Origin of the sequence: Aeromonas sp. RU39B (assembly GCF_900156095.1) — a bacterium.
In the GTDB taxonomy this organism is placed as follows: Bacteria; Pseudomonadota; Gammaproteobacteria; order Enterobacterales; family Aeromonadaceae; genus Aeromonas.
In genome coordinates this window covers 89,667-115,823 of sequence record NZ_FTMJ01000015.1, presented here as the reverse complement: position 1 = coordinate 115,823, position 26,157 = coordinate 89,667, and the positions used below count along the sequence as shown (strand labels likewise).

Below are 26,157 nucleotides of genomic sequence, written 5' to 3'. Positions count from 1 at the left end.
CCTGTATCCTTGCCGAACACAGAAGTGAAACGCCGTAGCGCCGATGGTAGTGTGGCAGATGCCATGTGAGAGTAGGACACTGCCAGGCACCTAATAAGCGATTACGCGCAAGCGTAATTGGTCTACGCGAGTGGACAGAGAAATTAGCGAGAAGCTAACCGAATGCGGAGCGGTAGTTCAGTCGGTTAGAATACCGGCCTGTCACGCCGGGGGTCGCGGGTTCGAGTCCCGTCCGCTCCGCCACTGAATAGAGAAGGCCTTCCCAAACGGGAAGGCCTTTTTGCATTTGGAATATTGGCATCGCTGGACGGCGTGAGGAAGTCGGACTGGCGTCCTCCGCCTCCAGCCGCTGGCGCGGCTGCCACTGTGCCACTTAATAGAGAAGGCCTTTTTGTATTGGAATGTTCAGGCAGGGAGATGGACATGGTCAGAACCGCGTACAAAACGATACCTCTGTTGACCATTCTCGGCATAGTTGGGTGCTCAACACATGCACCAGAGCCGCTTGATGCTGCAGCCGATTTTCATGATGTTTCCATCTATCTGCGTGGCGATATGAACGGTTGGCAGGCACTACGGGAATATCGCCTGCAGCGAGTCTCTCCTCATCTTTATAGCGTGGCGGGTCGGTTACGTCATACGTATGGTACCTACAAGTTCAAGTTTGCCGACGCAGAGTGGACATGTGGCTATAACTACGGCGCCGCCGATGGCGGTCATGCGCAGCTGCAAGCTGGCAACAAGGTAGCGGTCACCCCCTGTAATACCTATGGCGAGCTCGCATTTACCCCAAGCAGCGATGGTGTGTATCACTTCTATCTAGACCTGCGTGGCGCATCACCTCAGGTTTTTGTTCAGCCACACTGAATCCTAAGCGCTTATAAAACAACCAGTTCGCAACGAGAGAATCGGACTTCTGTTGCAGCGGAGTTAAATCAGGCGTAGCGTGGTCAGTAATAGAAGTGTCACGGCAGTGTGGTTTGAATGTCTAAGACTTCATCACACGGCCCCTTCGGCGCCAAGGAGGATGCTTATGGATAACCACGACCGGAAGTTGTTTATCCTCGACACCAACGTACTTCTGCATGCCCCCCTCTCGATTTACTCCTTCAAAGAGCACGATGTGCTCATCCCCATGACGGTGCTCGAAGAGCTCGACAATATTAAGGATCGCAACAAGGATGTCAGCCGTGATGCGCGGGTGGCGATTCGTGCGCTTGAGGATGTCTTTCGTAGCGCAACGCCAGAGCAAATCGCGCAAGGGGTGCCGCTGGCGGGTGAAGCTACGGGTCATATCTCGATCTTCAGCGACCACCATCTGCCCCAAGATGCCGAGCTGTTTACCGACAAAGAGGCGGACAACCGCATTATCAATGCCGCGCTTTATCTGCAGAAGCACGAACTGAAGCGTCAGGTCGTCTTGGTGACCAAAGACATCAACATGCGGCTGAAGGCTAAAGGGGCCGGGCTGTCGCATGTCGAGGACTACCGCAGTGACCAGTTGATCGAAGATATCCGCCTGCTGGCCAAAGGTTTTCAGGTGGTGCCTGGTAGCTTCTGGGAAAAAGTGGGCGAGTGCGAGAGTGAAACTCTCGGCCGCGATACGGTGCATGTGATTGATGAGGCGCTGCTTGAGCCAGTGCATATCAATCAATATCTGGTTGATGAGGAACAGTTTTTTGCTGCCAGAGTGGTGGGGCGTGATGCGGGCAAAGTGCGGCTTAAAGATCTTGGCCGTGAGCGCTTGATGTCACGTAAAGCCTGGGGCGTGCATCCGAAGAATATCTATCAGGCGATGGCGCTCGATGCATTGCTTGATCCGCATATCGATCTGGTGATCCTGACCGGACCGGCTGGCTGCGGCAAGACGCTGCTGGCGATGGCGGCCGCGTTGGAGCAGGTGATTGAAAAGGGTATCTACGAGAAGGTCATCGTCACCCGTAATACGCCGGAGATCGCCGAGAGCATCGGTTTCCTGCCGGGGACTGAAGAAGAGAAGATGATGCCCTGGCTGGCGGCCGTGACCGACACGTTGGAAGTGCTGCACAAGCAGGATGAGAACATGAGCGGTTCGCTCAGTTACATCATGGAGAAGGCCAATATCCAGTTTAAATCGGTCAACTTCATGCGCGGTCGCAGCATCCAGAACACCTTTGTGTTGCTCGATGAGTGCCAGAACCTGACGGCCTCCCAGATCAAGACCATTATCACTCGCTGTGGTGAGGGCACCAAGATCGTCTGCTCGGGTAACCTAGCCCAGATAGACTCGACCTATCTCAGTCCAGTCACCTCGGGTTTGACCTATATTGTCGAACGATTTAAAGACTTCGATGGCAGTGCCAACATCTTCCTCAATGGCGTAGTGCGCAGCAAACTGGCTTCGTTTGCTGAAGAAAATCTCTGATCGATGCCGATATGACAGGGGGAGCGTTGGCTCCCCTTTTGTTATTTAGCCCCGTCCGAGATAACTCGCCAATGCCGGCAGGGTGGGGTTCGATAGCTCATCTGGCGAGCCATCGAGTGCAATTTTCCCTTCATGAACAAACAAAAGCCGGTCGGCAATCAGTTCGGCATCATCGGGATTGTGGGAGACCATCAGCACCGTGGTGCCACGTAGCCGAGCGAGGCGCACTACCTCACCGAGCATCTCACGGCGCAGTGCCGGATCGAGAGCTGAGAAGGGCTCATCGAGCAATAGCAGAGGACGATCCCGCACCATGGCGCGCGCCAGTGCTATCCGCTGCTGTTGGCCGCCGGAGAGCTGTTCTGGCAACCGTTTTAACATCGCGGTCAGTCCCACTCTGTCGGCTGCGTCATGCACTGATTCTTGCTGCGCGGCGGAGAGTTTCAGTCCGGGGTGCAGGCCAATGGCGATGTTGTCGTAGACCGACAGATGCAAAAACAGATTGTGGTCCTGAAACAGCGTCGTAACCGGACGCTCGGCCGGACGCAGGGGTAGCAGATCGTGTCCGGCAAACGACAAGGCGCCACTCGTGACGGGGACAAAACCGGCTAGCATGCCAAGTAGGGTGGATTTACCGGCGCCACTGCGGCCAATCAGAGCAACGATCTCGCCGGGTTGAATGCGGGTAGAGAAGCAGACCTGCCAATCGGGGTAACGTGCCATGAGGTTATCGAGAATCAGCATGTTTTCCTCCAAGCACGCGTTCTACCAAGGTAAACAATATCAGGCAGAGCACTAGTAACAGCAGTGCAGTAGCCGATGCTTTGTCGAGTTGATAGCTGCCCAGTTGTTGATAGAGCAGCCAGGGCAAGGTGGCCAGCTCATCGCTGCCAAACAGGGCTATCGCGCCCAAATCGCCCAACGACAAAATCATCGAGAGTGCCAGCGCCAGCGCCAGTGGTCGGCGTAGCAGCGGCCATTCGAGCAGTCGCAATCTTGCCCAACCTTCCACCCCAAGGCTGCTGGCCAACCGGTCATATTGGTTGGCGATACGCAATAACGGTCCGGATAAGGTACGCAGTACGTACGGCAGCGCCATCAGGGCGTTGACCAATACGACCAGCCAAGGAGCAATAGAAAAGACATCCACCCACGGCATGCAGAGGATAAACAGCCCGGTGCTCATCACCACGGCTGGTAGCATCAGGATCAGCGAGCCGCAGCTCTCCCACAGGGTGGCAAGACGCGGCGCGTTGCGCCGGGTACGCAGATGCCGGCTGGTCAGCAGTAATCCACTCCCCAGTAGCAGAGCCAGCAAACCGGCTAGTGTCGCGATAGACAGTGAAGTGCCCGCCGCTCGCCATAGCAAGGGGAGGGTCAGTGCCTGCAGTAACTCGGGACGCACCCCTGCCGTACCTATTGCCAGCAGTGGCGGTAAGAAAATTGCCAGTGCCATGGTCAGCACCAGCAGATCACTCAGCTTGTTCCATCGGCAGTGACGATCCGGCCGCTCGCATTCAGAACCTTGTGTGAAGCGATGACGTGATGGGGTGTGCAGCCAGTGCTGGCCAAGCAGGATCAGCAGGGTGAGCAGCAGTTGCAGCAGTGCCAGTCCACCGGCGGTCGCCAGATCGAAATCGAGTCGCAGTGCCTGATAGATGGCGACTTCCAGCGTGGTTGCTTTGGGGCCACCGCCGAGTGCCAGTACGGTGGTAAAGCTGGTAAAGCAGAGCATAAAAATAAGGCTGGCCAGCCCTGGCAGCTGGGCGCGCATCGCCGGCCACTCCAGCACCCGGAATAGATGGCGGGAGGGCAGACCCAACTGGCTGGCCAAGCGCCAGCTCGACGCTGGAATGGTGTCAATCGCTTGCAGCAGCAGGCGAGCCGCCAACGGCATATTAAAAAACACGTGGGCGAGCAAAATGCCCGGCAGCCCATACAGGTAAGGGGGCAGGTTGAGCCCGAGCATGTGCAGCAGGCTCGGCAGCCAGCCCTGCTGGCCGTGTACAGCCACGATACCAAACACGGCAATGATGACTGGCAGCACCAGTGATAAACCAAATAGCTTCAATAACAGAGTGCGGCCGGGAAAGCGGCGCCGGGATAGCGCCCGAGCCAGCGGGATGGCCAGCAGCAGGCTGAGCAAGGTCGAAAGGCTCGCCTGCATGATGCTAAACCAGAGCACGTGACGCAAATACGCGTCTTGTAGCAGACCGGCGAGATCCAGCTCACCGGCCTGCCAGAGCAGGGCAACCAACGGGCCCAGCCCCAGCAGCAGGATCAGACTGCCGGACAGTGAGCCCGGCAGCCACCACAGAGATGATCCCGATCTCAACGAGTAACCGCCTGACGCCACTCGCTGATCCAGCTCTTGCGTGACGCCGCTACTTGCTGCGGAGTGAAGGAGAGCGTCGTCCCCGGCACCGGCAGATCGGCAAACTGGGCTGGCAGGGAGACATGGGTCACCGGGTACATCCAGTTACCGGTAGCCACCGCATCCTGAAACACCGGCGTCAGCACGAAATCAAGAAAACGCTGAGCCAGTGCTTGATGCTGACTGGCTGCCAGTTTGGCGACCACTTCCACCTGACGATAGTGCCCTTCGCTGAACATGGCGGCATGATACTGCTGCTTGTTTTCGGCAATGCGGTGATAGGCCGGTGAGCTGGTGTAAGAGAGCACCATGTCAGCCTCACCCTTGAGGAACATGCCATAGGCTTCCGACCACCCCTTGGTGACGGTGACGGTTTTGCTGGCGAGTTTTGCCCACTGCTCGGGCGCCTTGTCACCATAGAGCGACTTCATCCACAGCATCAGCCCCTGCCCCGGGGTCGAGGTGCGCGGATCCTGATAGATGATCTTGAGATCGCTTCGCTCCAGCAGTTGCTGCATGCTCTGCGGCGGGTTTTTCAACTTGGTGTCGTCATAGACAAAGGCGAACCAGCCGTAGTCGTAGGGCAGGAAGGTATTGTTGGTCCAGCCGCCGGGTAGGGTGAGGGCTGAGAGGTTGACGTTATGCAGAGCAAACAGCCCACTCTTGCCAGCCTCGCCAATCAAACCGTCGTCCAGCCCCAGAACCAGGTCTGCTTTGCCGTGTTTTCCTTCCAGTTTCAGACGATTGAGGATGGCAACGCCATCTTCCAGCCCAACAAAGTTCAGGGTGCAGCTACACTCTTTCTCGAATGCCTGTTTGATTTTGGGGCCAGGGCCCCAGTCAGCCGTGAACGAATCATAGGTATAAACGGTGAGCGTTTCGGCCAGCGCGGGTGTCGCGACGGTAGAGATCAGGGCCAGAGCGGCCAGAACAGATTTGGTCATTAGGGGAAACTCCTTGTTAAGGAGCCGACGGACGAGCGCGCGCAATCTGCGCGTCAGGCCTCAAATTCCTCCGCCAGCATTATCTGGATCAGGTCTACGGGTATAATCTCAGCAGGTATGTCTGCACCCCGTTTGAGCGTCGCGACACATTGTATTAACGTTTATGCGGGTGAGCCAGCAGATTTAGGTCCGATGACAAGGGGGTCTCATGATCACTTCTACCAAGGAAAGACGAGCGTTTCACCGTATGGTTATCAATGCCCCGGTGACGATCAGCCAGGGAGATGTAAGGTTGGCAGGGGTTTGTCGCGATCTTAGCGCCAACGGAATGGGACTGTTTGTTGAGTCCGAATCGCTTGATCCGAATGCGACAATTAAGGTCAACCTGGCAACCAGCAACAACCTGTTGCCCCCCTTTGAAGCCGAGGCGCGCATTATTCGCATCACGGCGCTGGATGAGGGTTACTTGGTCGCCATCGAGTTTGTGGCGGTCGGCTCGACCGGCTGAGCCTGCAGCTGTTTGCTATCCACCATGACGGCACTGGTGCGGTCGAGTTTGCCCAGTGGCAGCTCGGCCGGGCCGGTAGGCTCCATCAGTAGATAGGTTTTCCCCTCCCACTCCAGCTTCTTGTCATCAACGCCGGGCGGCAGTGCGACGCCCAGCAATGCGTGATCCGGAATAAATACCATCACTTGCCCGAGTTCAGGGTAAAGCTGCCCTAAGATGGCGGCCATCAGGGTGACCTTGCTGTCACAATCACCGCGGTTTTCACTGAGCACCTGCCGTGGCGACAGAAAGCCACGCCCACCCCGAATGCCGTTGTTATCGAGCCGGGCATAAGGGATGTCTTGCACGAAGTCGAGCACCGCTTCGACCGTTTTTCGCCGGGCCTCCTCGTCGCTCCCCCCATTTTGCTTGAGCTGTTCGGCTAATGTCGCCAGTGCCGGGCGGCTCTCCAGTGCGATCCGTACATGATCCTGCTTGATAGCCTGTTGGCCATCAGGCGTGGTGAAGTATTGAAAGTAGTAACGGGTCAGCCACTCTTGCTCGATGGCTGGGCGGGTTTGCTCAATCCAGTCGCGCGCCTCTTTGGCTCGGGTGGGCGTTCTGGCCAGCATTTGCAGCTCGCCACTACCCAGGGTACGAAACTGCACATCCGGCCATTTGGCAGCTGATTGCTGGAGCAGTGCTTGCAATACATCCCGGCGAAAGCGCTCCGGGGAGAAGATCAGCAGGGGAGGGAGGGTGTCTTTCTCCAGGCGGTAAGTGGCCTGATGCACCTCCTGGCCCTGGCGCCAACTGACGTGGATCTCGCCATTGAGATTGGAAAAACTGAGCTGTCCGGCGCACAGCTGCGAGGCGTAAAGCAGAAGCAGGATAAGCAGGGTGCGCAGCATAGTGGTGTGGTCCTGAAAAACAAATGGGAGCCGATGGCTCCCATTCTAGTGTGGCTGGGCGGTTTATAACCAGGCCGGCTGCTTAGCTTCGTAGGCGTCGATGGCGTCACCGTGCTGCAGGGTCAGGCCGATGTTGTCCAGGCCGTTCATGATGCAGTAGCGGCGGAACTCGTCGATGACGAAGTCGAAGCACAGATCGGCGGCGCGCACTTGGCACTGCTCCAGATCGACGGTGATGGTCTGGCCTTCGTTGGCCTCAACCAGCGTGAACAGCGCATCGACCTCTTCGGGTTTGAGGCGAACCACCAGCAGGCCGTTGTTCAGCGAGTTGCCGTAGAAAATGTCGGCAAAGCTCGGCGCGATGATGGCGCGCAGGCCGTAATCTGCCAGCGACCACGGCGCATGCTCGCGGCTGGAGCCGTTACCGAAGTTCTCGCGCGCCAGCAGGATGCTGGCCCCCTGATAGCGCGGGGCATTCAGGATGAAGTCCGGGTTCGGCTGCTCACCGGCTTCGTCGAGGAAGCGCCAGTCGTGGAACAGATGCTTGCCAAAACCGAGCTTGGAGACCTTCTGCAGGAACTGCTTGGGGATGATCTGGTCGGTATCGACGTTGGCGGCATCCAGCGGCGCAGCCAGACCAGTGTGTTGTTTGAACTCTTGCATGGCGCGCTCCTTACAGCTCACGGATATCGACAAAGTGACCGGCGACCGCAGCGGCGGCAGCCATCGCCGGGCTGACCAGGTGGGTACGGCCACCACGGCCCTGACGACCTTCGAAGTTGCGGTTACTGGTGGCGGCGCAGCGCTCGCCCGGTTGCAGGCGGTCGTTGTTCATCGCCAGACACATGGAGCAGCCCGGCAGACGCCATTCAAAACCGGCATCGATAAAGATCTGGTCCAGCCCTTCGGCCTCGGCCTGCGCCTTGACCTGCTGCGAACCCGGCACCACCAGTGCCTGCACGCCAGCGGCGACCTTGCGCCCCTTGGCGATTTGCGCGGCAGCGCGCATGTCTTCGATACGGCCGTTGGTGCAGGAGCCGATAAAGACCTTGTCGATTTTGACGTCGGTGAGCTTCTGGCCCGCTTCGATCGCCATGTACTCCAGTGCCTTCTGGCAGGATTGCTGGGAGACCGCATCGCTGAAATCGGCCGGCGCCGGGATCGGTTGATCCACGGCAATCACCTGGCCCGGGTTGGTGCCCCAGGTGACTTGCGGGGCGATGGACGGGCCATCCAAGGTAACCACGGCATCAAACTGAGCGCCATCATCGGTGTGCAGCGTCTTCCAGTAGTCGACCGCAGCCTCCCAGTCGGCGCCCTTGGGGGCAAACGGACGGCCCTTGAGGTAATCGAAGGTGGTCTGATCCGGCGCGACCATGCCGGCCTTGGCGCCCATTTCGATCGCCATGTTGCACACCGTCATGCGCTCTTCCATCGACAGCGCCTGGATGCCTTCGCCGCAGAACTCGACCACATAACCGGTGCCGCCAGCGGTGCCGGTCTTGCCGATGATGGCGAGGATGATGTCCTTGGCGCTGATACCGGCAGCCACCTTGCCCTTGACCTCGATCTTCATGGTCTTGGCACGGCCCTGCTTGAGCGTCTGGGTGGCCAGCACATGCTCCACTTCCGAGGTGCCGATACCAAATGCCAGCGCGCCGAAGGCACCGTGGGTGGCGGTATGGGAGTCACCACAAACGATGGTGGTGCCCGGCAGGGTCAGACCGATCTCTGGCCCCATGACGTGGACGATGCCCTGCCACTGGTGGCCGAGGCCATACAGCGGTACGCCAAAGTCTTTGGCGTTTTGCATCAGGGTTTCCATCTGAATGCGCGCCATCTCGCCGGAGGCGGCGATGTCACTGGTCTGGGTCGAGACGTTGTGATCCATGGTGGCCCAGGTGCGGTCGGTGCGACGTACCTGACGGCCCATCTGACGCAGTCCGTCGAACGCCTGCGGGCTGGTCACTTCGTGCACCAGATGGCGGTCGATATAGATAAGCGGAGTTTCCCCTGCCACCTCACGCACCACGTGAGCGTCGAATACTTTCTGATAGAGGGTCTTGGACATTGCTCTCTCCTTATTATGCGATACGCGCGGCGATCTGATCGCCCATGGCGGAAGTGCTCTGCACCGGATGACGGTCGCCATCACTGTGCAGATCGCCGGTAAACCAGCCATCGGCCAGCGCGTCAGCCACGGCCTGCTCAATGGCGCGGGCCGCCTCTTCCAGCTTCAGGCTGTGGCGCAGCAGCAGAGCGGCGGAGAGGATCTGGGCAATCGGGTTGGCAATCCCCTTGCCGGCGATATCGGGCGCCGAGCCGCCCGCCGGTTCATAAAGGCCGAAACCGGATTCGCTCATGCTGGCCGAGGGGAGTAGACCCATGGAGCCGGTGATCATGGCGCATTCGTCAGAGAGGATGTCACCAAACAGGTTGGAGCAGAGCAGTACATCGAACTGAGCCGGATCTTTGACCAGCTGCATGGTGGCGTTGTCGATATACATGTGGTTGAGGGTAACATCCGGGAACTCTTTGGCGACCTGATTGACTACTTCACGCCACAGCACCGAGGTCGCCAGCACGTTGGCCTTGTCGATGGAGGTCACCTTGCCGCGACGACCGCGGGCAGCGGTGAAGGCAAGGCGGGCGATTCGCTCGATCTCGAAGCGGTGGTACACCTCGGTATCAAACGCCTTCTCGGTCGGGCCTTCCCCTTCACGTCCCTTCGGCTGGCCGAAGTAGATACCGCCGGTCAGCTCACGCACGCAGAGGATATCGAAGCCACGGCCGGAGATATCGGCGCGCAGCGGCGAAAAGTGCTCAAGACCGGAATAGAGACGGGCCGGGCGCAGGTTGGAGAACAGCTTAAAATGAGCGCGCAGCGGCAGCAGGGCACCACGTTCCGGTTGATCGTTGGGCGGCAGATGCTCCCACTTCGGGCCACCGACCGAGCCAAACAGCACGGCATCGGCGGCTTCACAACCGGCGATGGTGCTTGGCGGCAACGGGCAGCCGTGGTTATCGATGGCGATGCCGCCTACATCGTGCCAGTCATACTCCAGTGTGAAACCGAATTTGGTCTGAACTTTGCCCAGCACCTTGATGGCTTCGGCCATCACCTCGGGACCGATGCCGTCCCCCGGCAATACCGCGATCCGATAGCTCGTCATGTTTACACAGTCTCCGTCTTGATCTTGTTGTTGCGTTCCATCTGCTCGGCTACCTGATCGGCGCGCCAGATGCTGTTAATAACATGCAGCAGGGCTTGTGCTGACGACTCGATGATGTCGGTGGCCAGGCCCATACCGTGGAATTTGCGACCCTTGTACTCGGCGACGATGTCGACCTGGCCGAGGGCGTCTTCCCCTTCACCCTTGCTCTTAAGGGCATATTTGTCGATGCGGATCTCGTAGCCGGTGATGCGGTTGATGCACTGATAGACCGCATCGACCGGACCGTTTCCGGTGGCCGCTTCGCTGATGGTCTCATCACCCACTTTCAGCTTGACCGAGGCGGTTGCAATCACCGAGCCGCCGCTCTGCACGCCGAGGTACTCGAGCTTGAAGTGCTCCGGCTCTTCATGGATCTGGCTGAAGAAAGCCAGCGCCTCGAGGTCGTAGTCAAACACCTGCCCTTTCTTGTCGGCCAGAGTCAGGAACTTGGCATAGAGCTGGTCGAGATCGTAGCTGCTCTCGGTATAACCCATCAGCTCCATGCGGTGCTTGATGACGTGGCGTCCGGAGCGGGAGGTCATGTTGAGGTTGTTTTGGTTCAGCCCGATGCTCTCGGGGGTGATGATCTCGTAGGTATTCTTGGCCTTGAGCACGCCATCCTGATGGATGCCGGAGCTGTGAGAAAAGGCATTGGCGCCGACGATCGCCTTGTTGGGCTGGACCGGCATGTTGCACAGCTGGCTCACCAGGGTACTGGTGCGGTGGATCTCGTTGTGGCGAATGCCGGTTTCGATACCGAGCAAGTCCTGGCGAGTCTTCAGGATCATCGCCACCTCTTCGAGGGAGCAGTTACCGGCGCGCTCACCGATGCCATTGATGGTGCACTCGATCTGACGAGCGCCCATCTGGACGGCGCCGATGGAGTTGGCGACCGACAGGCCGAGGTCATCGTGGCAGTGAACCGAGATGATGGCCTTGTCGATGTTGGGCACGCGGTTAAACAGGGTCTGGATGATGCCGGAAAACTCGGTCGGAATGGTGTAACCGACGGTATCGGGAATATTAATCGTGCGGGCGCCGGCGTTGATGGCGGCTTCGACCATGCGACAGAGATTGTCGATCGGGGTGCGACCGGCATCTTCGCAGGAGAACTCCACATCGTCGGTATAGCGACGGGCGTGCTTAACGGCGCTGACGCCCATCTCGAGCACATCCTCGAAACTCTTCTTGAGTTTGCTCTCCACGTGAATGGTCGAGGTAGCGAGGAAGGTGTGGATACGGAACGCGTCCGCGACTTTCAGCGCTTCGGCGGCAGCGTCGATGTCTTTGGGCAGGGCGCGAGCCAGAGCGCAGACCCGGCTATTTTTGACGGCACGGGCAATCGCCTGCACCGATTGGAAGTCACCGGGGGAGGAGACCGGGAAGCCCACTTCCATCACGTCGACCCCCAAGCGCTCCAGCGCCAGGGCGATCTGCAGTTTTTCTTTGACCGTCAGGCTGGCTGCCAGGGCCTGCTCACCATCACGCAAGGTGGTGTCGAATATGATGACCCGATTAGACATGTCGCTTTCCTCTTCCTTTGTGCTTGAACGTGCATCCTGCGGCGACCGATAAAAAAACCCGTGCAGGACGCACGGGTTTTTGTAAATTCCGGTTATGCATTTAGCCCGGCTACAAGGATCCCGCGCGACTTAACGCGAATAGGGAAACTAGTAGTAGCAGAGCAGTGGCACGCATGACGAATGTAATCCTTCAGTCGAAAACACTGTTAGCAATAACGAGAATGACGCCAGTTGTCAACCAGAACGTGCCGGTATGTCACTGTCAGTTTATTTAATCGGATTGTAAATGAATGCAAATTTTCTTGTGGCCGGGGCTTGTGCGGCAGGATGATGCCAACCGTTCAAGCTGTTACTGGCCGTCTCAAAAACCAGAAAATATGTGGGCGGCCCACAACGTAATTTTTGAGGTACCACGATGGAAAAACGCAGACCCGGACGCCCGGTAGGCCGTTCCGATATCCGCGACAAGCTGCTGGCCGCCGCCCGAGAGTGCTTCCGTCAACATCCCTATAGCAAGGTGACTACGCGGGAAATTGCTGAAATTGCCGGCTCCAATCTGGCGATGATTCATTACTACTTCGGTAGCAAGGAAGGCCTCTATCAGGCGGTGCTGGGTGATCTGGCCCAACCGCTGGATGAAGTGTGGCGTGATGACGAAGGTCAGCGCAGCCTCGAAGATTTGGTGGCAACCCACTATCAGGTGATGGCCCCGGACAGCGAGCTCAACTCGACGCTGACCAGCGCCCTCTCTGCCGAGCGTAGCCCTGGTCGTGACTTCGTGCTCAATCAGCTCATCAGCCGCCAATTGCCGCAGTTTGATGCTCTGATTGAAAATATGAAGGTCAGCGGTGAGCTGGATGATTCGTTCGATCCGACCATGCTGCGTCTCTCTTTCCTCAACCTGATGTGGCAACCGCTGATGATGCGTGAGCTGTATGAGAAGGTGTTTGGCGTGACCATGAATGAAGAGTTCATGTCCCGTCTGGCGCAGCACAACTGTCGCCTCATCTCCTCCGGTTTGCGTGGTGGCACCAGCGCCACCCACTAAGCGTCAAGTCAAGATCGCAAGAAGGGGCCATTTTGGCCCCTTTCATCATTCTGTTATCCCACCGTCAATGAGCTGTCATCCTGCGCCCCGACACTGAAACTGGGTTGCTATAGGGAGCTACAGCCATGAACCGGATTCAGTATTGGGATGAGCAGGTCAGTCGGGTCTGTTTGTCCCACTCTTACAATCGCCTGCAGGCCCGGGTCAGTCGCCTTATCTCGCGTACTGGCGACGGTCCCCTTTATGCGTTGGTGGCGCTCGGTGGTCTCTGGCTCGATCGTGAAACCAGCTGGCCCTGTGTACGAACCCTGCTGCTGGCCTTTGCGCTGGAGTTACCGCTCTATCTGCTGCTCAAAAATGGCTTTAAACGCCAGCGGCCGGTGGGGCTTCCTGTCTTTATCACCCCCTCGGATCGTTACAGCTTGCCCTCTGGGCACACTGCGGCGGCTTTTGTTGTGGCCTGCGTGGTTAGCGGTTTCTGGCCGGCTTTGCTGGTTGCTCTGTTTGGTTGGGCCATGCTGGTGGGCGCCTCGCGGCTGCTGCTGGGGGTCCACTACCTGAGCGATCTGGTCGCCGGTGCCCTGCTCGGTAGTGGCTGCGCCTTGCTGGCGCTGGGGCTGGAGGCATGATGCGCATTCTGTTTGGTGTGCAGGGCACCGGTAATGGTCATATTGCTCGTTCGCGGACCCTGGCCCGGGCGCTGGCCCGTTGCGATGTTGAGGTGGACTACCTGTTTAGCGGCAGAGCTCCCGGCCACTACTTCGGTATGGAGCAGTTTGGCGATTACCGCGCCTGCCAGGGGCTGACCTTCAGCAGTCATCAGGGGCGGATTTCCCCCTGGCGCACCCTGCGTGATAGCCACCCGGTTTCGTTCTGGCGCGATCTGCACGCACTCGATTGCAGCCAGTATGATCTGGTAATCAGTGATTTTGAGCCGCTGACGGCCCATGCCGCGCGTCGCATCGGAATGCGTTCGCTTGGGATCAGCCACCAGGCCAGTTTTGAGTGGCCGGTGCCACGCTGGGGCGAAAATGGCGTCAGTCGCTGGCTGATGGGCCATTTTGCGCCGGTGCAGCAACAACTGGGGCTGCACTGGTTTCACTTTGGTGCGCCGTTGCTGCCGCCGGTCATCGATGCCCTGGAACCCTCGACCGACCATGGCGCCGTGCTGGTTTATCTCCCATTCGAGCAAATAGAACATATTCAGGCACTGCTGGCGCGCTTTACCCATCACCGCTTTATCTGCTTTCATCCCGAGGTTTTGGCGACGTACGAGTGGCGCAATCTCATCTTCAACCCAACCCAGCGCGAGGGTTTTCTCGAGGTGCTGCGTGGTTGTCGCGGGGTGATCAGTAACGCCGGTTTTGAGCTGGCCAGCGAAGCGCTGTCGCTGGGTAAAAAATTGCTGGTTAAGCCGCTCACCGGTCAGTTCGAGCAACTGACCAACGGCAAGACGCTGGAGATGATGGGGCTGGCGACCCTGATGGATTCGCTCGATCCGAATGCCGTGCGTCCCTGGCTCGATTCGCCGCCGCCCGGCCGGGTAACCTGGCCTGATGTGGCTAGTGAGGTAGCGCGCTGGCTGGTAGCTGGCGCGACAGAGCCGGTGGAGGCGCTCTCAGCCCGTCTGTGGCAACGAACCCTCTATCCGGAAGAGGTGACCGAACGGTTATGTGAGCTGGAAGGGGGCGAGCGAATCAGTGCAGGATGGCTGGCCTCTTTGCGCACTTTTTGACTAAGATAAGCAGGCACCCAATGGGAAGCCAAGGAGGGATCGCCATGCGTTTTACCAATGAAAACGGGGAGTCGATGATCCTGGCCGACAATCTGACGCTCAAGGAGTTGCTCGACATGGGCGTGAGTATCTCGGTCAGCGAAGAGACCGATCCGGACCAGCAGATTTGGCTGGCGGAGCCTGAATCGGAATCATAATTGTCGTTGCCGCCCGCCGCATGGCGGGCGGTTTGTTTCTCTCTTTAGTAGAGTCTTGTGCTGCCTCTCATAGCCAAACAGCGGGTTATGGTGGCACGCGTCCCAATATCACTCTGAATGTTCTTGAAACCACCATATATCTGGCTGAATCCAGTCTGGATAAACTCGTAGACAAGCTCTGGTTGGCAGGTTAAGTTGGTTTTTCAGCCCTTTATACGGCTGTGAGCAGTATCGATAACCATGACCCATCTCCTGTTCTCGATTCTGACCCGGAATAATCATCACAAACGGGCGGAGTCGTGCCGGGAAGCAGCAGGAGCGGGGTCTTCATGCGAAAACGGAGCAAAGCCTGGAGGGCTTTATCATGGAGATGTTATCAGGCGCCCAGATGGTGGTTCGCGCGCTGGAAGATCAGGGGGTTGATCATTTATTCGGCTACCCCGGTGGCTCGGTGCTCGACATCTACGACGCTCTCTTTGAAAACAGCAAAATTGAACACGTGCTGGTGCGTCACGAGCAGGCTGCAGTGCACATGGCTGACGGTTATGCGCGCTCTACCGGTAAGGTGGGGACTGTGCTGGTGACCTCGGGTCCCGGTGCCACCAACTGCATCACCGGCATTGCCACTGCCTACATGGATTCGATCCCGCTGGTGATTCTGTCTGGTCAGGTGCCGACCAGCATGATCGGTGAGGATGCATTCCAGGAGACCGACATGATCGGTATCTCCCGTCCGGTGGTGAAGCACAGTTTCCTGTGCAAGAAGGCGAGCGAGATCCCTGAAGCCATCAAGAAGGCATTCTATATCGCTGCCAGCGGCCGCCCGGGGCCGGTGGTGGTGGATCTACCCAAGGATGTGCAAAACCCGAAGGAGAAGTTCCCGTACCACTATCCCGAGTCGGTCTCCCTGCGCTCCTACAACCCGACCAAGGCCGGTCACAAGGGGCAGATCAAGCGCGCCGCCAAGGCGTTGGCTGATGCAACCCGTCCGGTCATGTATGTGGGGGGGGGCGCGATTGCTGCCAACGCCGAGGGGTTGGTGACCAAGCTGGCCGAGCGCTTCAACCTGCCAGTCACCACCACCCTGATGGGGTTGGGTGCGTTCCCGGGAACACATCCCCAGTTTATCGGCATGCTTGGCATGCACGGCACCTTCGAAGCTAACAAGACCATGCACAACTCGGATCTGATCCTGGCGGTGGGTGCGCGCTTCGATGATCGGGTGACCAACAACGTGGCCAAGTTCTGCCCGCATGCCACGGTGATCCATATCGATATCGATCCGACCTCCATCTCGAAGACGGTGCAGGTGGACATTCCCATCGTTGGCTCGGTAGACACAGTGCTGGAACAGATGCTCGAAGCCATCAATGAAAACGGCTTTGACAACGACAAGCAGGCACTGGATGAGTGGTGGAGTCAGATCAACCAGTGGCGTGAGCGCAAGTGCCTGAGCTATCAGCGCAGTGCCACCCAGATCAAGCCGCAACAGGTGATCGAGACCCTCTATAAGGTGACCAAGGGTGAGGCTTTTGTGGCCTCCGACGTGGGCCAGCATCAGATGTTTGCCGCGCTCTATTATCCGTTTGCCAAGCCGCGTCAGTGGATCAATTCAGGGGGCCTTGGCACCATGGGCTTTGGTCTGCCCGCTGCAATGGGCGCCCAGTTTGCCAACCCGGGGGCGGTGGTCTGCTGCGTGACCGGTGACGGCTCGGTGCAGATGAACATTCAGGAGCTCTCTACCTGCCTGCAATACGGTGTGCCTATCAAGATCATCTCCATCAACAACCGTGCGCTTGGCATGGTCAAACAGTGGCAGAAGATGTTCTACGGCGGCCGTCACAGCCACTCCTACATGGAGTCCCTGCCTGACTTCGTCAAGCTGGCCGAAGCCTATGGTCATGTCGGGATTGCGGTCAGCGATCCGGCGGAGCTGGAAAGCGCCATGGAGAAGGCCTTTGCCATCAAGGATCGTCTGGTATTCATGGATATCTCGGTTGACCCGGATGAACACGTCTACCCCATGCAGATCAAGTTTGGCGCCATGGATGAAATGTGGCTGAGCAAGACGGAGAGAACCTGATGAGACACATCATATCGGTATTGCTGGAAAACGAGTCCGGCGCCCTGAGCCGGGTGGTGGGTCTGTTTTCTCAGCGTGGTTACAACATCGAAACCCTGACCGTGGCCCCGACCGACGATCCCACCCTGTCGCGGATGACCATTGTCACCATGGGCGATCAGCGGGTGCTCGAGCAGATCAACAAGCAGCTGCACAAGCTGGTGGACGTGCTCAAGGTGTCCGACATCACCGAAGGCGAACACATCGAGCGTGAGCTGGCGCTGATTAAGGCGCGTGCCGCCGGTGCAGCCCGTGACGAGCTCAAGCGACTGGTAGATATCTTCCGTGGCCAGATTGTCGATGTGACTCCGGACCTCTACACGGTGCAACTGGTGGGCACCAGCGAGAAGCTGGATGCCTTTATCAAGACCGCCGCCCAGAGTAACGAGATTGTCGAGGTGGTGCGCTCCGGCGTGTGCGGTATCTCGCGCGCCGAAAAGGCGCTGCACGCCTGATAGTCTGCTGAGTAAAAGAGAAGGGGGCACATGATGTGCCCCCTTGGTTTTTCAGGCTGGGGCAATCAGAGCATGCGCTGCATGGCGCGGGCCAGGCGCTGCACCCCTTCCTCGATGGTGGCTTCGTCCACGCAAGAGAAGCTCAGACGCAGGGTGTTCTGAATCTCTGGACGCACATAGAAAGGCGCGCCCGGGACAAACGCGACCTTCTCCTTGATGGCTTCATCGAACAGCGCCATGGCCGAGATATGGGCCGGCAGGGTCAGCCACAGGAACATGCCACCCTCAGGACGAGTCCAGCGCACCGAGGCAGGCATATGGCGCTCAAGCGCGGCTTCCATGGCGGCACGCTGGCGGCCATAGACTTCCTTGATCTGCTGCAGATGCTCATCCAGCGAGTGGCTGGTGAGGTAGCGGTGCAGGATCTGCTGGCTAAAGGCGTTGCTGTGCAGGTCAGTGGCCTGCTTGGCGATAGTCACCTTCTTGTGCAGCCACTCTGGTACCACCATCCAGCCGAGGCGGAAAGCCGGTACGACTGTTTTGGAGAAGGAGCCGAGCAGCACGGTGTTGTTCGGTGCCAGCTTGGCGATCGGGTCCAGCAGTTCTCCCTCAAAGCGCAGCTCACCGTAAGGATCGTCCTCGATCATCAGCAGGTCGTGCTGCTGCAGACGCTCGGCGATGGCACGGCGATTTTCAGCGCTGTAACTGACGCCGGACGGGTTCTGGAAGTTGGGGACGCCGTAGAACATCCGGGCCGAGGTGCCGGCGGCCAACAGTGCGTCAAAGGCGGCCAGATCCAGACCATCTTCCTGCAGGGTGACCGGGCGGAAGGTCGGCTGGTAAACCGAAAAGGCCTGGATGGCGCCGAGGTAACCCGGCTCTTCAATGATGAGGTCTTGTCCTTCATTGACCAGCACCTTGCCAAGCAGGTCGAGAGCTTGCTGTGAACCGCTGGTGATGAGGATTAGGTCGGGGTCAACCTGCATGCCATACAGCTTTTGATAGCGGTCGGCGATGAACTGGCGCAGAGGGGCAAACCCTTCGGTGGTGGCATATTGCAGCGCAGCAGCGCCCTGTTCGCTCAGAACGGCATGGCAGGCCGCTTCCAGTTCCTTCACCGGAAACAGGTGCGGGTTGGGCAGGCCACCGGCGAAGGAGATGATCTCCGGGCGGGTGGCAACTTTGAGGATTTCTCGGATAAAGGAGGGTTCTACTTGCTCGAAGCGCTGGGCGAAAAACGGCTGCATTTGGATTCTCTCTGCACGAAAGGTGATCATGTTTCTCAATCACCGGGTTTTTCGTTTTTAGCAGATTTTAAAAAAGTGGCAACCATCAAACGCATATTGTCCGCTCTTGCCGCGGATGGGGGCGACAAGAGCAGACAAAAACTCTGTTAATTAACTAAATCACAGTGCGGGATCACGCAAGTACCGCATCATCAACTGGGTGCCATCCGCCAACTGCTGTTCGAGTCGTCCCGGAAACAGTGGCAGCAACCGGTCCAGACGATCAAAGCGGGTGTGCCAGATCTTGCCCCATTGGGATTCGCCCTTACGATGGCAGGCACTTTGGGTCGCACTGTCATAGCAATCCCACAGTGCCGTATTGTTGGTCTGGGAGTAACCGTCATAGCCCTCTTCGCCGTTGATGGTGAAGTTGGTGGCCTCCACCGAGGCGACCGCAATCCCTGCGCAGGCAAATGGCGCGTGATCAGACCAGCCGCCGGTCTCACCAGCCGGATAGCCGGGAAAGCCCACATGTTGCTGGTAAGGGGTCATGCCACCTTGCTGTGACAGGCTGAGCAGACGATCGCGCACCTTGGGATCAAAGCGGTAGCGGGCCGGGTCGCTGCATTTGTACTCTTTGACGTCAGAGTGCGCCGAGTGAACATAGAGAATGTCGCCACCGGCGATGGTGTCGTAGTTGACCATGGCAAGGATGTTGGCCAGCTCGTCGGCACTGAGCGCGGCAACATAGGCCTTGGAGCCGTTCACCCCATTCTCTTCGGCACCAAAAAAGACCATCCGCACCGTGTAGGGCAGGGTTTCACCGCGCAAGGCTTCGGCACTGGCCAGCAGGGCGGCAACACCCGAGGCGTTATCGGTGGTCCCGAGCGATCCCTTCTCAGCGCCTTTAGAGTCGTAGTGGGCGCCGACCACGATAATCTGGCTGCTCTTGCCGGGCAGGGTGATCTCGATATTGCGCGAATGCTGCGCCGCGCCGGCTTTGTCGGTGTAATCGAACGGCAGTTGGCGCACCGGATAGCCCCAGCTGGTCAGCCGGTTACTGAGCCACTCGGCGGTGCGGCTTTCTGCCTCGGTGGTGGTCGGGCGGGCACCAATCCCTTCGCTCGGTGAGCTTAGTTCGGCCATGTAGTGAAAGGCGCGCTCGCCCGGGTGGGAAGCAATGCCGGCAGGGGCGCTTTGGCAGCCGCCGAGCAGCAGGCCCAGGGTCAGGGCAACGAGGGTCTTGTTCATCATTCATTCCTATTGTTATTTTGATTATTTACAGCTGAAGCGGCGACAAGATCGATGTTTTATCAAACATTGTGTGTGATCCTGCTTGGAATTCTGGTGGTCACTGCTTAATTTGTTTCATGATTGATAAAGCGATCACGGGTTCGGGGTGACAGTAAGGCGTCACTTAGCGGCCAGATGCAGAGAAAATGCGCGAATCCAGTTGCACTCGCGGGCTATCTTGGGATAATTCGCTACCCTGTTTTAGCGTGTTAATCCGATTGATGAGTGCCCTATGCCTGTGACCCAAGACCAATTCAACGAAGACGGCAAGTTTCTGCGTAAAGTGCGCAGTTTTGTTCGTCGTGAAGGCCGCCTGACCAAGGGACAGGAGCGGGCGCTGGCCGAGCAGTGGCCGATTATGGGTGTCGAATTTGCTCCGGGCATGCTGGATCTGGCCGCACTGTTCGGTCGCGAAGCGCCGGTCGTGCTCGAGATCGGTTTTGGCATGGGGGCGTCGCTGGTCGAGATGGCCAAGAATGCTCCGGACAAGAACTTTATCGGTATTGAAGTGCACTCGCCGGGAGTGGGGGCTTGCCTGAGCTCTGCCGCCGAAGCGGGTGTCACCAACCTGCGGGTGTTCTGCCATGACGCCATTGAAGTGCTGGATCTGATGATCCCGGATGGTTCGCTCTCCTGCCTGCAGCTGTTTTTCCCGGATCCTTGGCACAAGAAGCGTCACCACAAGCGTCGCATCGTCCAGCCCGAGTTCGCCCAGAAGATCCGTCAAAAACTGGCGATCGGTGGTGTCTTCCACATGGCGACCGACTGGGAAAATTACGCCGAGCATATGCTGGAAGTGATGAGCGTGGCCGAGGGCTATCGCAATACCTCCGCGACCGGCAACTGGGTGGAGCGCCCCGAGTGGCGTCCGCTTACCAAGTTTGAACAGCGTGGCCACCGTTTGGGCCATGGTGTGTGGGATCTGATTTTCGAGCGTATCAACTGACCGAGGAGGTCTGACATGGCCAATCGTAGCCGCCGCCTGCGCAAAAAACTGCGTGTGGATGAATTCCAGGAACTGGGGTTCGATCTCAACTGGAATTTCCCGGTTAACACCAGCGAAGCGCAGATTGATGCGCTGGTGGACAACTTTGTCCGCGCCATCATCGAGCCGCGTGGTCTGGCGTTTGCCGGCTCCGGTCACCTCGCTTGGGAAGGCATGATCTGCACCCAGGCCATCGGCAAGTGCAGCGATGAAGATCGCGCCGCTGTTGAAGGCTGGCTGCGTGACCAGGGGATGGAGAACGTGAAAGCCACCGCCCTGTTCGATATCTGGTACGGTGATCCGGCCTGAATCATGATGTAAAAATCCCGCCATTGGCGGGATTTTTCTCTATAGCCAAACCAAACATGACGATGCTTTCATCCTCTCTGCTGGAATCCATTCTGGCCGATGTCCGCCCGCTGCTCGGGCAGGGCAAGGTGGCCGACTATATCCCTGCGCTGGCATCCGTGCCTGGCGATCGGCTCGGCATGGCTGTCTGCACCGTGGACGGCGAGCTTTTTACTGCCGGTGACGCCTGCGAAGCCTTCTCTATCCAGAGTATCTCCAAGGTGCTTAGCCTGACGCTGGCCATGACGGTCTATCGCGAGGAAGAGCTGTGGAGCCGGGTTGGCAAGGAGCCCTCGGGTCAGCCGTTCAACTCGCTGGTGCAGCTCGAATTTGAACGAGGTATCCCGCGCAATCCGTTTATCAATGCCGGTGCGCTGGTGGTCAGCGATCTGCTGGAAACCCGGCTGACGGCCCCTCGGCAGCGTACCCTTGAGCTAGCACGGCGCCTTAGCGGTAATCCGCTCATCATGCCGGATCAGGTGGTTGCCCGCTCTGAATACCAACACTCGGCCCGCAACGCCGCCATCGCCTATCTGATGAAGGCGCACGGCAATTTTCACAACGACGTGGATAAGGTGCTGCAAAGCTACTTTACCGCTTGTGCCCTGCGCATGAGCTGTGTCGATCTGTCGCGCACCTTTGTCTATCTGGCCAACCGTGGCCAACCGCTGGATGGCCCGGCACTGCTCGAGCCCCGCACCACCAAACAGGTCAATGCTCTGCTGGCGACTTGTGGTCTGTACGATGAGGCGGGAGACTTTGCCTATCGGGTGGGAATGCCGGGTAAATCCGGCGTCGGCGGCGGGATCGTCGCTATCATACCGGGCGAGCTGGCCGTGTGCGTCTGGTCACCGGAGCTGAACCGGGCAGGCAACTCGCTGGCCGGCAGCGCGGCCCTTGAATTGTTTGCCGAGCGGCTGGGTCGCTCGATTTTCTGATAATCCAACTACAAATGAGCCAACGGGAATAATCATGAAGAAATCCTCTCTTGTCCGTGCCGGCCTGCTGCTTTGCGGCAGCGTCTGGTGGAGCGCCTCGGCCGTTGCCGGTGAGCTGCTCACCATGACCTATCAGGACGCGGCCGCCAAACATGCCAGCATCGTTGATGTGCGCTCCAGTAACTTCTATCAGGGTTGGCCGATGGAAGGTGAACAGCAGGGTGGCCATGTGGTCGGCGCCGTTAATATCTCCGGTGACTGGAAGATCACTGATGAGCAGTGGCCCCGCTTGCTGGCTGAGAAGAAGCTGACCAAAGACCAGCCGGTTGCCCTGTACGGCGACAAGCGTCAGGTCGCCGAAGTGGCCCAGATGCTGGAAAGAAAGCACGGCTTTACCAAGCTCTATGAATTGGCCGACTGGCAGAGCGCACCGCGTGAGCGTCTGGCTCGCTGGCAACAACTGGTTTATCCCCAGTGGCTGGAGTCTCTGCGCAAGGGCGAGAAGATTGTTGAAGCGCCGAAGGGGGACTGGAAGCTGTTTGAAGTGGATTGGGGTGCTCCCAAGACCTTCCTGCTGGGGCACATCCCGGGTGCTGGCTACATCGACACCAACGCTATCGAATCCGAACCGCTGTGGAACAAGGTCGCCAATGCCGATCTGGAGAAGTTCCTGCTCGGCAAGGGTATCCGTCATGACACCACCGTCATCCTCTATGGCCGCAACACCATGGCAGCTGCCCGTGCGGCCCAGATCATGATGTATGCCGGCGTGGAAGATGTGCGCCTGCTCGACGGCGGCTTTGAAGCCTGGAAGAATCAGTACGTGCGCATGCTGCCGACCGAAACCGGTCTGCCGAAAGAGTATGCCCCGGCCAAGGATTTCGGTGTCACCATCCCGCAGCATCCGGAGTATCTGATTGACGTTCCAGGCGCCAAGAAGGTGCTGGCCGAGAAAGATGGCGCGCTGGTCAGCGTGCGTAGCTGGCCTGAATTTACCGGTGAAACCTCCGGTTATAGCTATATCAAGCCGAAGGGCGACATTCCCGGCGCCAAGTGGGGTCATGCCGGCGTTGATGCCAACGACATGAGCGATTACCACAATCCGGACGGCACCATGAAGGATGCTTCCCAGATTGTCGATATGTGGGCGCAGTGGGGTATTACTCCGGACAAGCAGGTCTCTTTCTACTGCGGTACCGGCTGGCGTGCCTCCGAGGCGTTTTACTATGCCTGGCTGATGGACTGGAAGCGCATCAGTGTCTATGACGGCGGCTGGTACGAGTGGAGCATGGATCCCAAGAACCCCATCGCAACCGGTGAGCGCAAACCGAATTAATAATGAGTGAACCAGGCCGGACTGTTGTCCGGCCTTATTATTTTAGCGGTCGCGGTTGAGAGTGATCAGGCGATCCAAAATTCGCTCGCCGTCGGCGCGCAGGCCGTTGTGCTCATACTCGTTGGTGATCCAGGCGCGGCTGTTGCCAAGCCAGCCAAGCACGTCGCGGCAGTAGTCAAACTCCACATACATGTCCTCGGCATAGACGGCGCAAGCCACCGGCACCTGATTGGCAGCCAGTCTCGCTCGGTCATACAACGCGCCCCAGTCCGCCTTGGCGGCCAGCAGGTCGGCGGCCTCTTTGAGCGGCTGCAACTCGCGAAACTGCTCGAACATCCAGGGATAGATCATCTCGCCGGTGAACTGCAGTGGCTGACCCGGTTGCCATTGGCAGGCCGGATATTGGTGGCGAACCCGCTCGGCAGCCCAGTCGGTCGCTGGCCCTTCCGAATAGATAGCCTCGTGCAAGATGGCAAACACCGGATGGCTGTTGAACGGTTGCATCGCCTGCATCTGGTAGAGGAAGGCATCACTGAGCTGCTCACCGTCAAAGGCGCCCTCGAGCAGGTAATAGAGCCCTTCCGGCCCACCACTGGCGCCCAGATCGAGCCCTTGCTGCTGGAACTGCTCCACCGTGAGGCGCTGCCCATTGGGCAAGCGCACATCCTGACTGTGCAGATGCGCCGCCAGACGATCGAGCATCCCCTGCATGGCCGGGAATCGCTCACAGAGCGCTTTTTGCTTGGCCGCGACCCGGCGATAAGTGGCGCGGTAGACCTCATCGGCACTGCGTCCAATCGGCGCAATGCCGCCGGTGATATAGACCTCCTGCAGCGCCTCGGGAAACAGCGACAGATAGGTGAGGCAACAAAACCCGCCAAAGCTCTGGCCTAGCAGGCTCCAGGGGCGATCGGGGCTCAGTTTGGCGCGAACTAGTTCGGCGTCGCGCACTATGCTGTCGGCACGAAAATGGCGGAGATAGTCGGCCTGCTCGGCAGGAGAGAGGTGGGCCAGCGCCTTGGCGCTGATCGGGGTCGATTGACCGGTACCACGCTGATCGAGCAGCACGACCTGAAACTCCTGCAGCGCCCGTTTCAGCCAGCCGCTGTTGGCGGTTGGACGTGGCGCACCAAAGCCGGGTCCGCCCTGCAAAAACAGCAGTAAGGGAAGCTCCTCATTACGACGATTCTTGTCGGTCAGCGTACGGGCAAACAGAGTGAGTTGCTTCCCCCCGGGCTGGGTGTGATCGAGGGGAACCTGAAAGGTCATGGGTTGGCAATAGATGCCATCGAGAACGTATGGGGACATGAAGGCGCTCCTGCTGGGCCGAGCGTCCATCATAGCGGTGGGAAAGAGAAAACCAATCGCTGCAGGGGAATATCCCCTTACAGGGTGTCGTCATAGGGATGTAATGAGTCTATACAAGGCTTTAATGAAGGGGTTAGATTGCGCGGGTAACAACCAAAGAGGACAAGAACCATGAAGAAGTGCGTGTTGATTGCGCTGGGCACCGCCTTGCTGGCTACGGCGCCGGCTCATGCCATCAGTGCCAAGTATCGCGAACAACTGGAGCGCTCCGGCTGCACTCAGGTGACCGAACTGCAAGGTTGCGACATCACCAAGACCAAGGCCGAGAATGCCAAGGCGATGAAGGAAGGGGCCGTTAAGAGCGAGCAGCCCGTCGCTCCAGCCGGTTCTGCTGGCAAAGCCACACCGGAGCACCCCTATGCCGGGCAGTGGGTTGCCAAGGGGACTGGTGGCGCAACAGTTGCCACGATCCGTATCAACGCCAAGGATCAGGTATGGGTCAACGGCAAGCGGGTCAAGGCCAAGCGTAGCGATGGCGCGCTGGTCTTCAAGGATGGTTTTATTACATACACCATTCAGGGCGATCGCCGTCTTAAAGGGGAAGACACCTGGCACGACTCGGATGCAGGCTCCAGCGGTCCAATCCAGGCTGAATGAGTACACCAAGCAGCAAAACAAAAAGCCCGCTCAGTTGAGCGGGCTTTTCAAATTTGGCTCCTCCGACTGGACTCGAACCAGTGACATACGGATTAACAGTCCGCCGTTCTACCGACTGAACTACGGAGGAAGAGTCGTGGTGCCCAGAGACGGAATCGAACCGCCGACACGGGGATTTTCAATCCCCTGCTCTACCGACTGAGCTATCTGGGCAACGGCGCGCATTAAACCCTTTCTGGACTGGGGTGTCAACCTTGAAACTCCAGTTTCTGGCATGTTTTTGCATTGGGTGAACCAAGTGGTGAGATAGTGTGCAAGAAGCCCCTGACTCAATACCGGGATCCGGTTGTCGGTCGGTTCTCCCATCGAGGTTTTCCTGAGGGCTTCCCGCATATTGATGCTGCCTATCACCCTCTAATGCGGATTAGTTTGTTGATCTTGCTAAGGAAACGACCACCTCACTCTCTGTGTCATCTATCTGGAGCGCTAAGATAATCGTTTGGAGTTGCCTCTGAGTAATCACCCAGTAGTGCTGCGATCTACTCTGTACAAATACAGAACAGAAACGGAACATCCACCTTTTGGAAAAAGGCGCAGCACTATCGAGATTGCTTGTTTGTTGGGTAATCCCGTCGAAGTGTCCCTAAAAAG

The 26,157-nt window shown here is 58.4% G+C and carries 25 protein-coding genes, 3 tRNA genes and 1 riboswitch; of the genes, 15 read left to right on the top strand and 13 right to left on the bottom strand.

The genetic code is table 11. The annotated features are described in order from the left end of the window. The first annotated feature begins 166 nt into the window (after nt 1-166). From BW958_RS17850 to BW958_RS17840, 3 genes are all read left to right on the top strand, one after another. Nucleotides 167-243 (top strand) — tRNA-Asp (locus BW958_RS17850). A gap of 180 nt (nt 244-423) precedes the next feature. Then, nucleotides 424-867, top strand: a complete 444-nt coding sequence (locus BW958_RS17845) for an early set domain-containing protein (RefSeq protein ID WP_076577250.1) — start codon at nt 424-426, stop codon at nt 865-867. A 166-nt stretch (nt 868-1,033) separates the two neighbouring features. Beyond that, nucleotides 1,034-2,404, top strand: a complete 1,371-nt coding sequence (locus BW958_RS17840) for a PhoH family protein (protein ID WP_076577249.1) — start codon at nt 1,034-1,036, stop codon at nt 2,402-2,404. A gap of 45 nt (nt 2,405-2,449) precedes the next feature. Here the strand turns inward: BW958_RS17840 and thiQ are convergent, their stop codons facing one another. The 3 genes from thiQ to thiB are packed head-to-tail and all read right to left on the bottom strand — an operon-like array spanning nt 2,450 to nt 5,722. Then, nucleotides 2,450-3,148 (bottom strand): thiamine ABC transporter ATP-binding protein, encoded by a 699-nt coding sequence (thiQ, locus tag BW958_RS17835; protein ID WP_076577248.1) that lies wholly within the window; start codon nt 3,146-3,148, stop codon nt 2,450-2,452. Continuing rightward, nucleotides 3,132-4,739, bottom strand: a complete 1,608-nt coding sequence (thiP, locus tag BW958_RS17830; RefSeq protein ID WP_076577261.1) for a thiamine/thiamine pyrophosphate ABC transporter permease — start codon at nt 4,737-4,739, stop codon at nt 3,132-3,134. Before thiP ends, thiQ begins: the two co-directional genes overlap by 17 nt. Beyond that, nucleotides 4,736-5,722 (bottom strand): thiamine ABC transporter substrate binding subunit, encoded by a 987-nt coding sequence (gene thiB, locus BW958_RS17825; protein WP_076577247.1) that lies wholly within the window; start codon nt 5,720-5,722, stop codon nt 4,736-4,738. Before thiB ends, thiP begins: the two co-directional genes overlap by 4 nt. Before the next feature lie 48 nt (nt 5,723-5,770). Beyond that, a riboswitch (TPP riboswitch) is annotated at nt 5,771-5,863 on the bottom strand. 67 nt (nt 5,864-5,930) lie between these two features. On the opposite strand from thiB, the gene BW958_RS17820 reads away from it, so the two are divergent. Then, nucleotides 5,931-6,230 carry a PilZ domain-containing protein gene (locus BW958_RS17820; protein WP_076577246.1) on the top strand — a complete coding sequence of 100 codons (300 nt, stop codon included), beginning with the start codon at nt 5,931-5,933 and terminating at the stop codon, nt 6,228-6,230. Here the strand turns inward: BW958_RS17820 and BW958_RS17815 are convergent. The 5 genes from BW958_RS17815 to leuA all read right to left on the bottom strand — a co-directional run bounded on the left by BW958_RS17815 (nt 6,185) and on the right by leuA (nt 11,858). Then, nucleotides 6,185-7,120, bottom strand: coding sequence for a transglutaminase-like domain-containing protein (locus BW958_RS17815; RefSeq protein ID WP_076577245.1), 936 nt, complete (start codon nt 7,118-7,120; stop codon nt 6,185-6,187). The genes BW958_RS17820 and BW958_RS17815 overlap by 46 nt on opposite strands. Nucleotides 7,121-7,183: 63 nt before the next feature. After that, nucleotides 7,184-7,783 (bottom strand): 3-isopropylmalate dehydratase small subunit, encoded by a 600-nt coding sequence (gene leuD / locus BW958_RS17810; RefSeq protein ID WP_076577244.1) that lies wholly within the window; start codon nt 7,781-7,783, stop codon nt 7,184-7,186. Between the two features lie 10 nt (nt 7,784-7,793). Then, the gene (gene leuC, locus BW958_RS17805) at nt 7,794-9,191 is read right to left on the bottom strand and encodes a 3-isopropylmalate dehydratase large subunit (RefSeq protein WP_076577243.1); all 1,398 of its coding nucleotides are present in this window, start codon (nt 9,189-9,191) and stop codon (nt 7,794-7,796) included. A gap of 13 nt (nt 9,192-9,204) precedes the next feature. Continuing rightward, a complete protein-coding gene (gene leuB / locus BW958_RS17800; RefSeq protein WP_076577242.1) occupies nt 9,205-10,293 on the bottom strand; it encodes a 3-isopropylmalate dehydrogenase in 1,089 nt (362 codons plus the stop codon). Between the two features lie 2 nt (nt 10,294-10,295). Beyond that, the gene (leuA, locus tag BW958_RS17795) at nt 10,296-11,858 is read right to left on the bottom strand and encodes a 2-isopropylmalate synthase (protein WP_076577241.1); all 1,563 of its coding nucleotides are present in this window, start codon (nt 11,856-11,858) and stop codon (nt 10,296-10,298) included. 415 nt (nt 11,859-12,273) lie between these two features. On the opposite strand from leuA, the gene BW958_RS17790 reads away from it, so the two are divergent. From BW958_RS17790 to ilvN, 6 genes are all read left to right on the top strand, one after another. Then, a complete protein-coding gene (locus BW958_RS17790) occupies nt 12,274-12,906 on the top strand; it encodes a TetR/AcrR family transcriptional regulator (protein WP_076577240.1) in 633 nt (210 codons plus the stop codon). Between the two features lie 125 nt (nt 12,907-13,031). After that, on the top strand, nt 13,032-13,535 hold the full coding sequence (locus BW958_RS17785; RefSeq protein ID WP_076577239.1) for a phosphatase PAP2 family protein: 504 nt from the start codon (nt 13,032-13,034) through the stop codon (nt 13,533-13,535). Continuing rightward, nucleotides 13,535-14,641, top strand: a complete 1,107-nt coding sequence (locus tag BW958_RS17780) for an MJ1255/VC2487 family glycosyltransferase (protein ID WP_076577238.1) — start codon at nt 13,535-13,537, stop codon at nt 14,639-14,641. Before BW958_RS17785 ends, BW958_RS17780 begins: the two co-directional genes overlap by 1 nt. A gap of 44 nt (nt 14,642-14,685) precedes the next feature. Beyond that, the gene (locus BW958_RS20420; RefSeq protein ID WP_143233138.1) at nt 14,686-14,838 is read left to right on the top strand and encodes a hypothetical protein; all 153 of its coding nucleotides are present in this window, start codon (nt 14,686-14,688) and stop codon (nt 14,836-14,838) included. A gap of 364 nt (nt 14,839-15,202) precedes the next feature. Beyond that, nucleotides 15,203-16,921: an acetolactate synthase 3 large subunit gene (locus BW958_RS17775; RefSeq protein WP_076577237.1), complete on the top strand. Its 1,719-nt coding sequence runs from the start codon at nt 15,203-15,205 to the stop codon at nt 16,919-16,921. Further along, on the top strand, nt 16,921-17,415 hold the full coding sequence (ilvN, locus tag BW958_RS17770) for an acetolactate synthase small subunit (protein WP_076577236.1): 495 nt from the start codon (nt 16,921-16,923) through the stop codon (nt 17,413-17,415). Before BW958_RS17775 ends, ilvN begins: the two co-directional genes overlap by 1 nt. Nucleotides 17,416-17,480: 65 nt before the next feature. On the opposite strand, the gene BW958_RS17765 is transcribed toward ilvN, so the two are convergent. Both BW958_RS17765 and BW958_RS17760 read right to left on the bottom strand, forming a co-directional pair. Next, nucleotides 17,481-18,662, bottom strand: coding sequence for an aminotransferase-like domain-containing protein (locus tag BW958_RS17765; protein ID WP_076577235.1), 1,182 nt, complete (start codon nt 18,660-18,662; stop codon nt 17,481-17,483). A gap of 159 nt (nt 18,663-18,821) precedes the next feature. Further along, a complete protein-coding gene (locus BW958_RS17760; protein ID WP_076577234.1) occupies nt 18,822-19,892 on the bottom strand; it encodes a M28 family metallopeptidase in 1,071 nt (356 codons plus the stop codon). Nucleotides 19,893-20,166: 274 nt separating this feature from the next. Between BW958_RS17760 and trmB the strand changes: the two genes are divergently transcribed. From trmB to BW958_RS17740, 4 genes are all read left to right on the top strand, one after another. Further along, nucleotides 20,167-20,880 carry a tRNA (guanosine(46)-N7)-methyltransferase TrmB gene (trmB, locus tag BW958_RS17755; RefSeq protein ID WP_076577233.1) on the top strand — a complete coding sequence of 238 codons (714 nt, stop codon included), beginning with the start codon at nt 20,167-20,169 and terminating at the stop codon, nt 20,878-20,880. Nucleotides 20,881-20,895: 15 nt separating this feature from the next. After that, nucleotides 20,896-21,228: a YggL family protein gene (locus BW958_RS17750; protein WP_076577232.1), complete on the top strand. Its 333-nt coding sequence runs from the start codon at nt 20,896-20,898 to the stop codon at nt 21,226-21,228. 62 nt (nt 21,229-21,290) lie between these two features. Beyond that, entirely contained in the window at nt 21,291-22,205 is a 915-nt protein-coding gene (glsB, locus tag BW958_RS17745) for a glutaminase B (RefSeq protein WP_179078879.1), read from the top strand. 34 nt (nt 22,206-22,239) lie between these two features. After that, nucleotides 22,240-23,541: a rhodanese-like domain-containing protein gene (locus tag BW958_RS17740; RefSeq protein WP_076577230.1), complete on the top strand. Its 1,302-nt coding sequence runs from the start codon at nt 22,240-22,242 to the stop codon at nt 23,539-23,541. A 42-nt stretch (nt 23,542-23,583) separates the two neighbouring features. Here the strand turns inward: BW958_RS17740 and BW958_RS17735 are convergent, their stop codons facing one another. Further along, nucleotides 23,584-24,849, bottom strand: coding sequence for an alpha/beta fold hydrolase (locus tag BW958_RS17735; protein ID WP_076577229.1), 1,266 nt, complete (start codon nt 24,847-24,849; stop codon nt 23,584-23,586). 171 nt (nt 24,850-25,020) lie between these two features. Here BW958_RS17735 and BW958_RS17730 point away from each other — a divergent pair, with 171 nt between their 5' ends. Further along, nucleotides 25,021-25,506 (top strand): hypothetical protein, encoded by a 486-nt coding sequence (locus tag BW958_RS17730; protein ID WP_076577228.1) that lies wholly within the window; start codon nt 25,021-25,023, stop codon nt 25,504-25,506. Between the two features lie 54 nt (nt 25,507-25,560). Here BW958_RS17730 and BW958_RS17725 read toward each other — a convergent pair. Together BW958_RS17725 and BW958_RS17720 are read right to left on the bottom strand one after the other, a co-directional pair. Beyond that, nucleotides 25,561-25,636: transfer RNA gene (locus BW958_RS17725), tRNA-Asn, on the bottom strand. A gap of 7 nt (nt 25,637-25,643) precedes the next feature. Beyond that, nucleotides 25,644-25,719: transfer RNA gene (locus BW958_RS17720), tRNA-Phe, on the bottom strand. Nucleotides 25,720-26,157 lie beyond the last annotated feature (438 nt).

What these genes read in the sequence shown, in the direction of transcription:
- BW958_RS17750 (WP_076577232.1), top strand. Translation starts at nt 20,896, where the DNA reads ATGGCCAATCGTAGCCGCCGCCTGCGCAAAAAACTGCGTGTGGATGAA.
- glsB (WP_179078879.1), top strand. Translation starts at nt 21,291, where the DNA reads ATGCTTTCATCCTCTCTGCTGGAATCCATTCTGGCCGATGTCCGCCCG.
- BW958_RS17730 (WP_076577228.1), top strand. Translation starts at nt 25,021, where the DNA reads ATGAAGAAGTGCGTGTTGATTGCGCTGGGCACCGCCTTGCTGGCTACG.
- leuC (WP_076577243.1), bottom strand. Translation starts at nt 9,191, where the DNA reads ATGTCCAAGACCCTCTATCAGAAAGTATTCGACGCTCACGTGGTGCGT.
- BW958_RS17820 (WP_076577246.1), top strand. Translation starts at nt 5,931, where the DNA reads ATGATCACTTCTACCAAGGAAAGACGAGCGTTTCACCGTATGGTTATC.
- thiQ (WP_076577248.1), bottom strand. Translation starts at nt 3,148, where the DNA reads ATGCTGATTCTCGATAACCTCATGGCACGTTACCCCGATTGGCAGGTC.
- leuB (WP_076577242.1), bottom strand. Translation starts at nt 10,293, where the DNA reads ATGACGAGCTATCGGATCGCGGTATTGCCGGGGGACGGCATCGGTCCC.
- leuA (WP_076577241.1), bottom strand. Translation starts at nt 11,858, where the DNA reads ATGTCTAATCGGGTCATCATATTCGACACCACCTTGCGTGATGGTGAG.
- trmB (WP_076577233.1), top strand. Translation starts at nt 20,167, where the DNA reads ATGCCTGTGACCCAAGACCAATTCAACGAAGACGGCAAGTTTCTGCGT.
- ilvN (WP_076577236.1), top strand. Translation starts at nt 16,921, where the DNA reads ATGAGACACATCATATCGGTATTGCTGGAAAACGAGTCCGGCGCCCTG.
- BW958_RS17815 (WP_076577245.1), bottom strand. Translation starts at nt 7,120, where the DNA reads ATGCTGCGCACCCTGCTTATCCTGCTTCTGCTTTACGCCTCGCAGCTG.
- BW958_RS17845 (WP_076577250.1), top strand. Translation starts at nt 424, where the DNA reads ATGGTCAGAACCGCGTACAAAACGATACCTCTGTTGACCATTCTCGGC.
- BW958_RS17735 (WP_076577229.1), bottom strand. Translation starts at nt 24,849, where the DNA reads ATGTCCCCATACGTTCTCGATGGCATCTATTGCCAACCCATGACCTTT.
- BW958_RS17775 (WP_076577237.1), top strand. Translation starts at nt 15,203, where the DNA reads ATGGAGATGTTATCAGGCGCCCAGATGGTGGTTCGCGCGCTGGAAGAT.
- BW958_RS17760 (WP_076577234.1), bottom strand. Translation starts at nt 19,892, where the DNA reads ATGAACAAGACCCTCGTTGCCCTGACCCTGGGCCTGCTGCTCGGCGGC.
- BW958_RS20420 (WP_143233138.1), top strand. Translation starts at nt 14,686, where the DNA reads ATGCGTTTTACCAATGAAAACGGGGAGTCGATGATCCTGGCCGACAAT.
- BW958_RS17780 (WP_076577238.1), top strand. Translation starts at nt 13,535, where the DNA reads ATGCGCATTCTGTTTGGTGTGCAGGGCACCGGTAATGGTCATATTGCT.
- thiB (WP_076577247.1), bottom strand. Translation starts at nt 5,722, where the DNA reads ATGACCAAATCTGTTCTGGCCGCTCTGGCCCTGATCTCTACCGTCGCG.
- BW958_RS17785 (WP_076577239.1), top strand. Translation starts at nt 13,032, where the DNA reads ATGAACCGGATTCAGTATTGGGATGAGCAGGTCAGTCGGGTCTGTTTG.
- BW958_RS17740 (WP_076577230.1), top strand. Translation starts at nt 22,240, where the DNA reads ATGAAGAAATCCTCTCTTGTCCGTGCCGGCCTGCTGCTTTGCGGCAGC.
- BW958_RS17790 (WP_076577240.1), top strand. Translation starts at nt 12,274, where the DNA reads ATGGAAAAACGCAGACCCGGACGCCCGGTAGGCCGTTCCGATATCCGC.
- BW958_RS17765 (WP_076577235.1), bottom strand. Translation starts at nt 18,662, where the DNA reads ATGCAGCCGTTTTTCGCCCAGCGCTTCGAGCAAGTAGAACCCTCCTTT.
- BW958_RS17840 (WP_076577249.1), top strand. Translation starts at nt 1,034, where the DNA reads ATGGATAACCACGACCGGAAGTTGTTTATCCTCGACACCAACGTACTT.
- leuD (WP_076577244.1), bottom strand. Translation starts at nt 7,783, where the DNA reads ATGCAAGAGTTCAAACAACACACTGGTCTGGCTGCGCCGCTGGATGCC.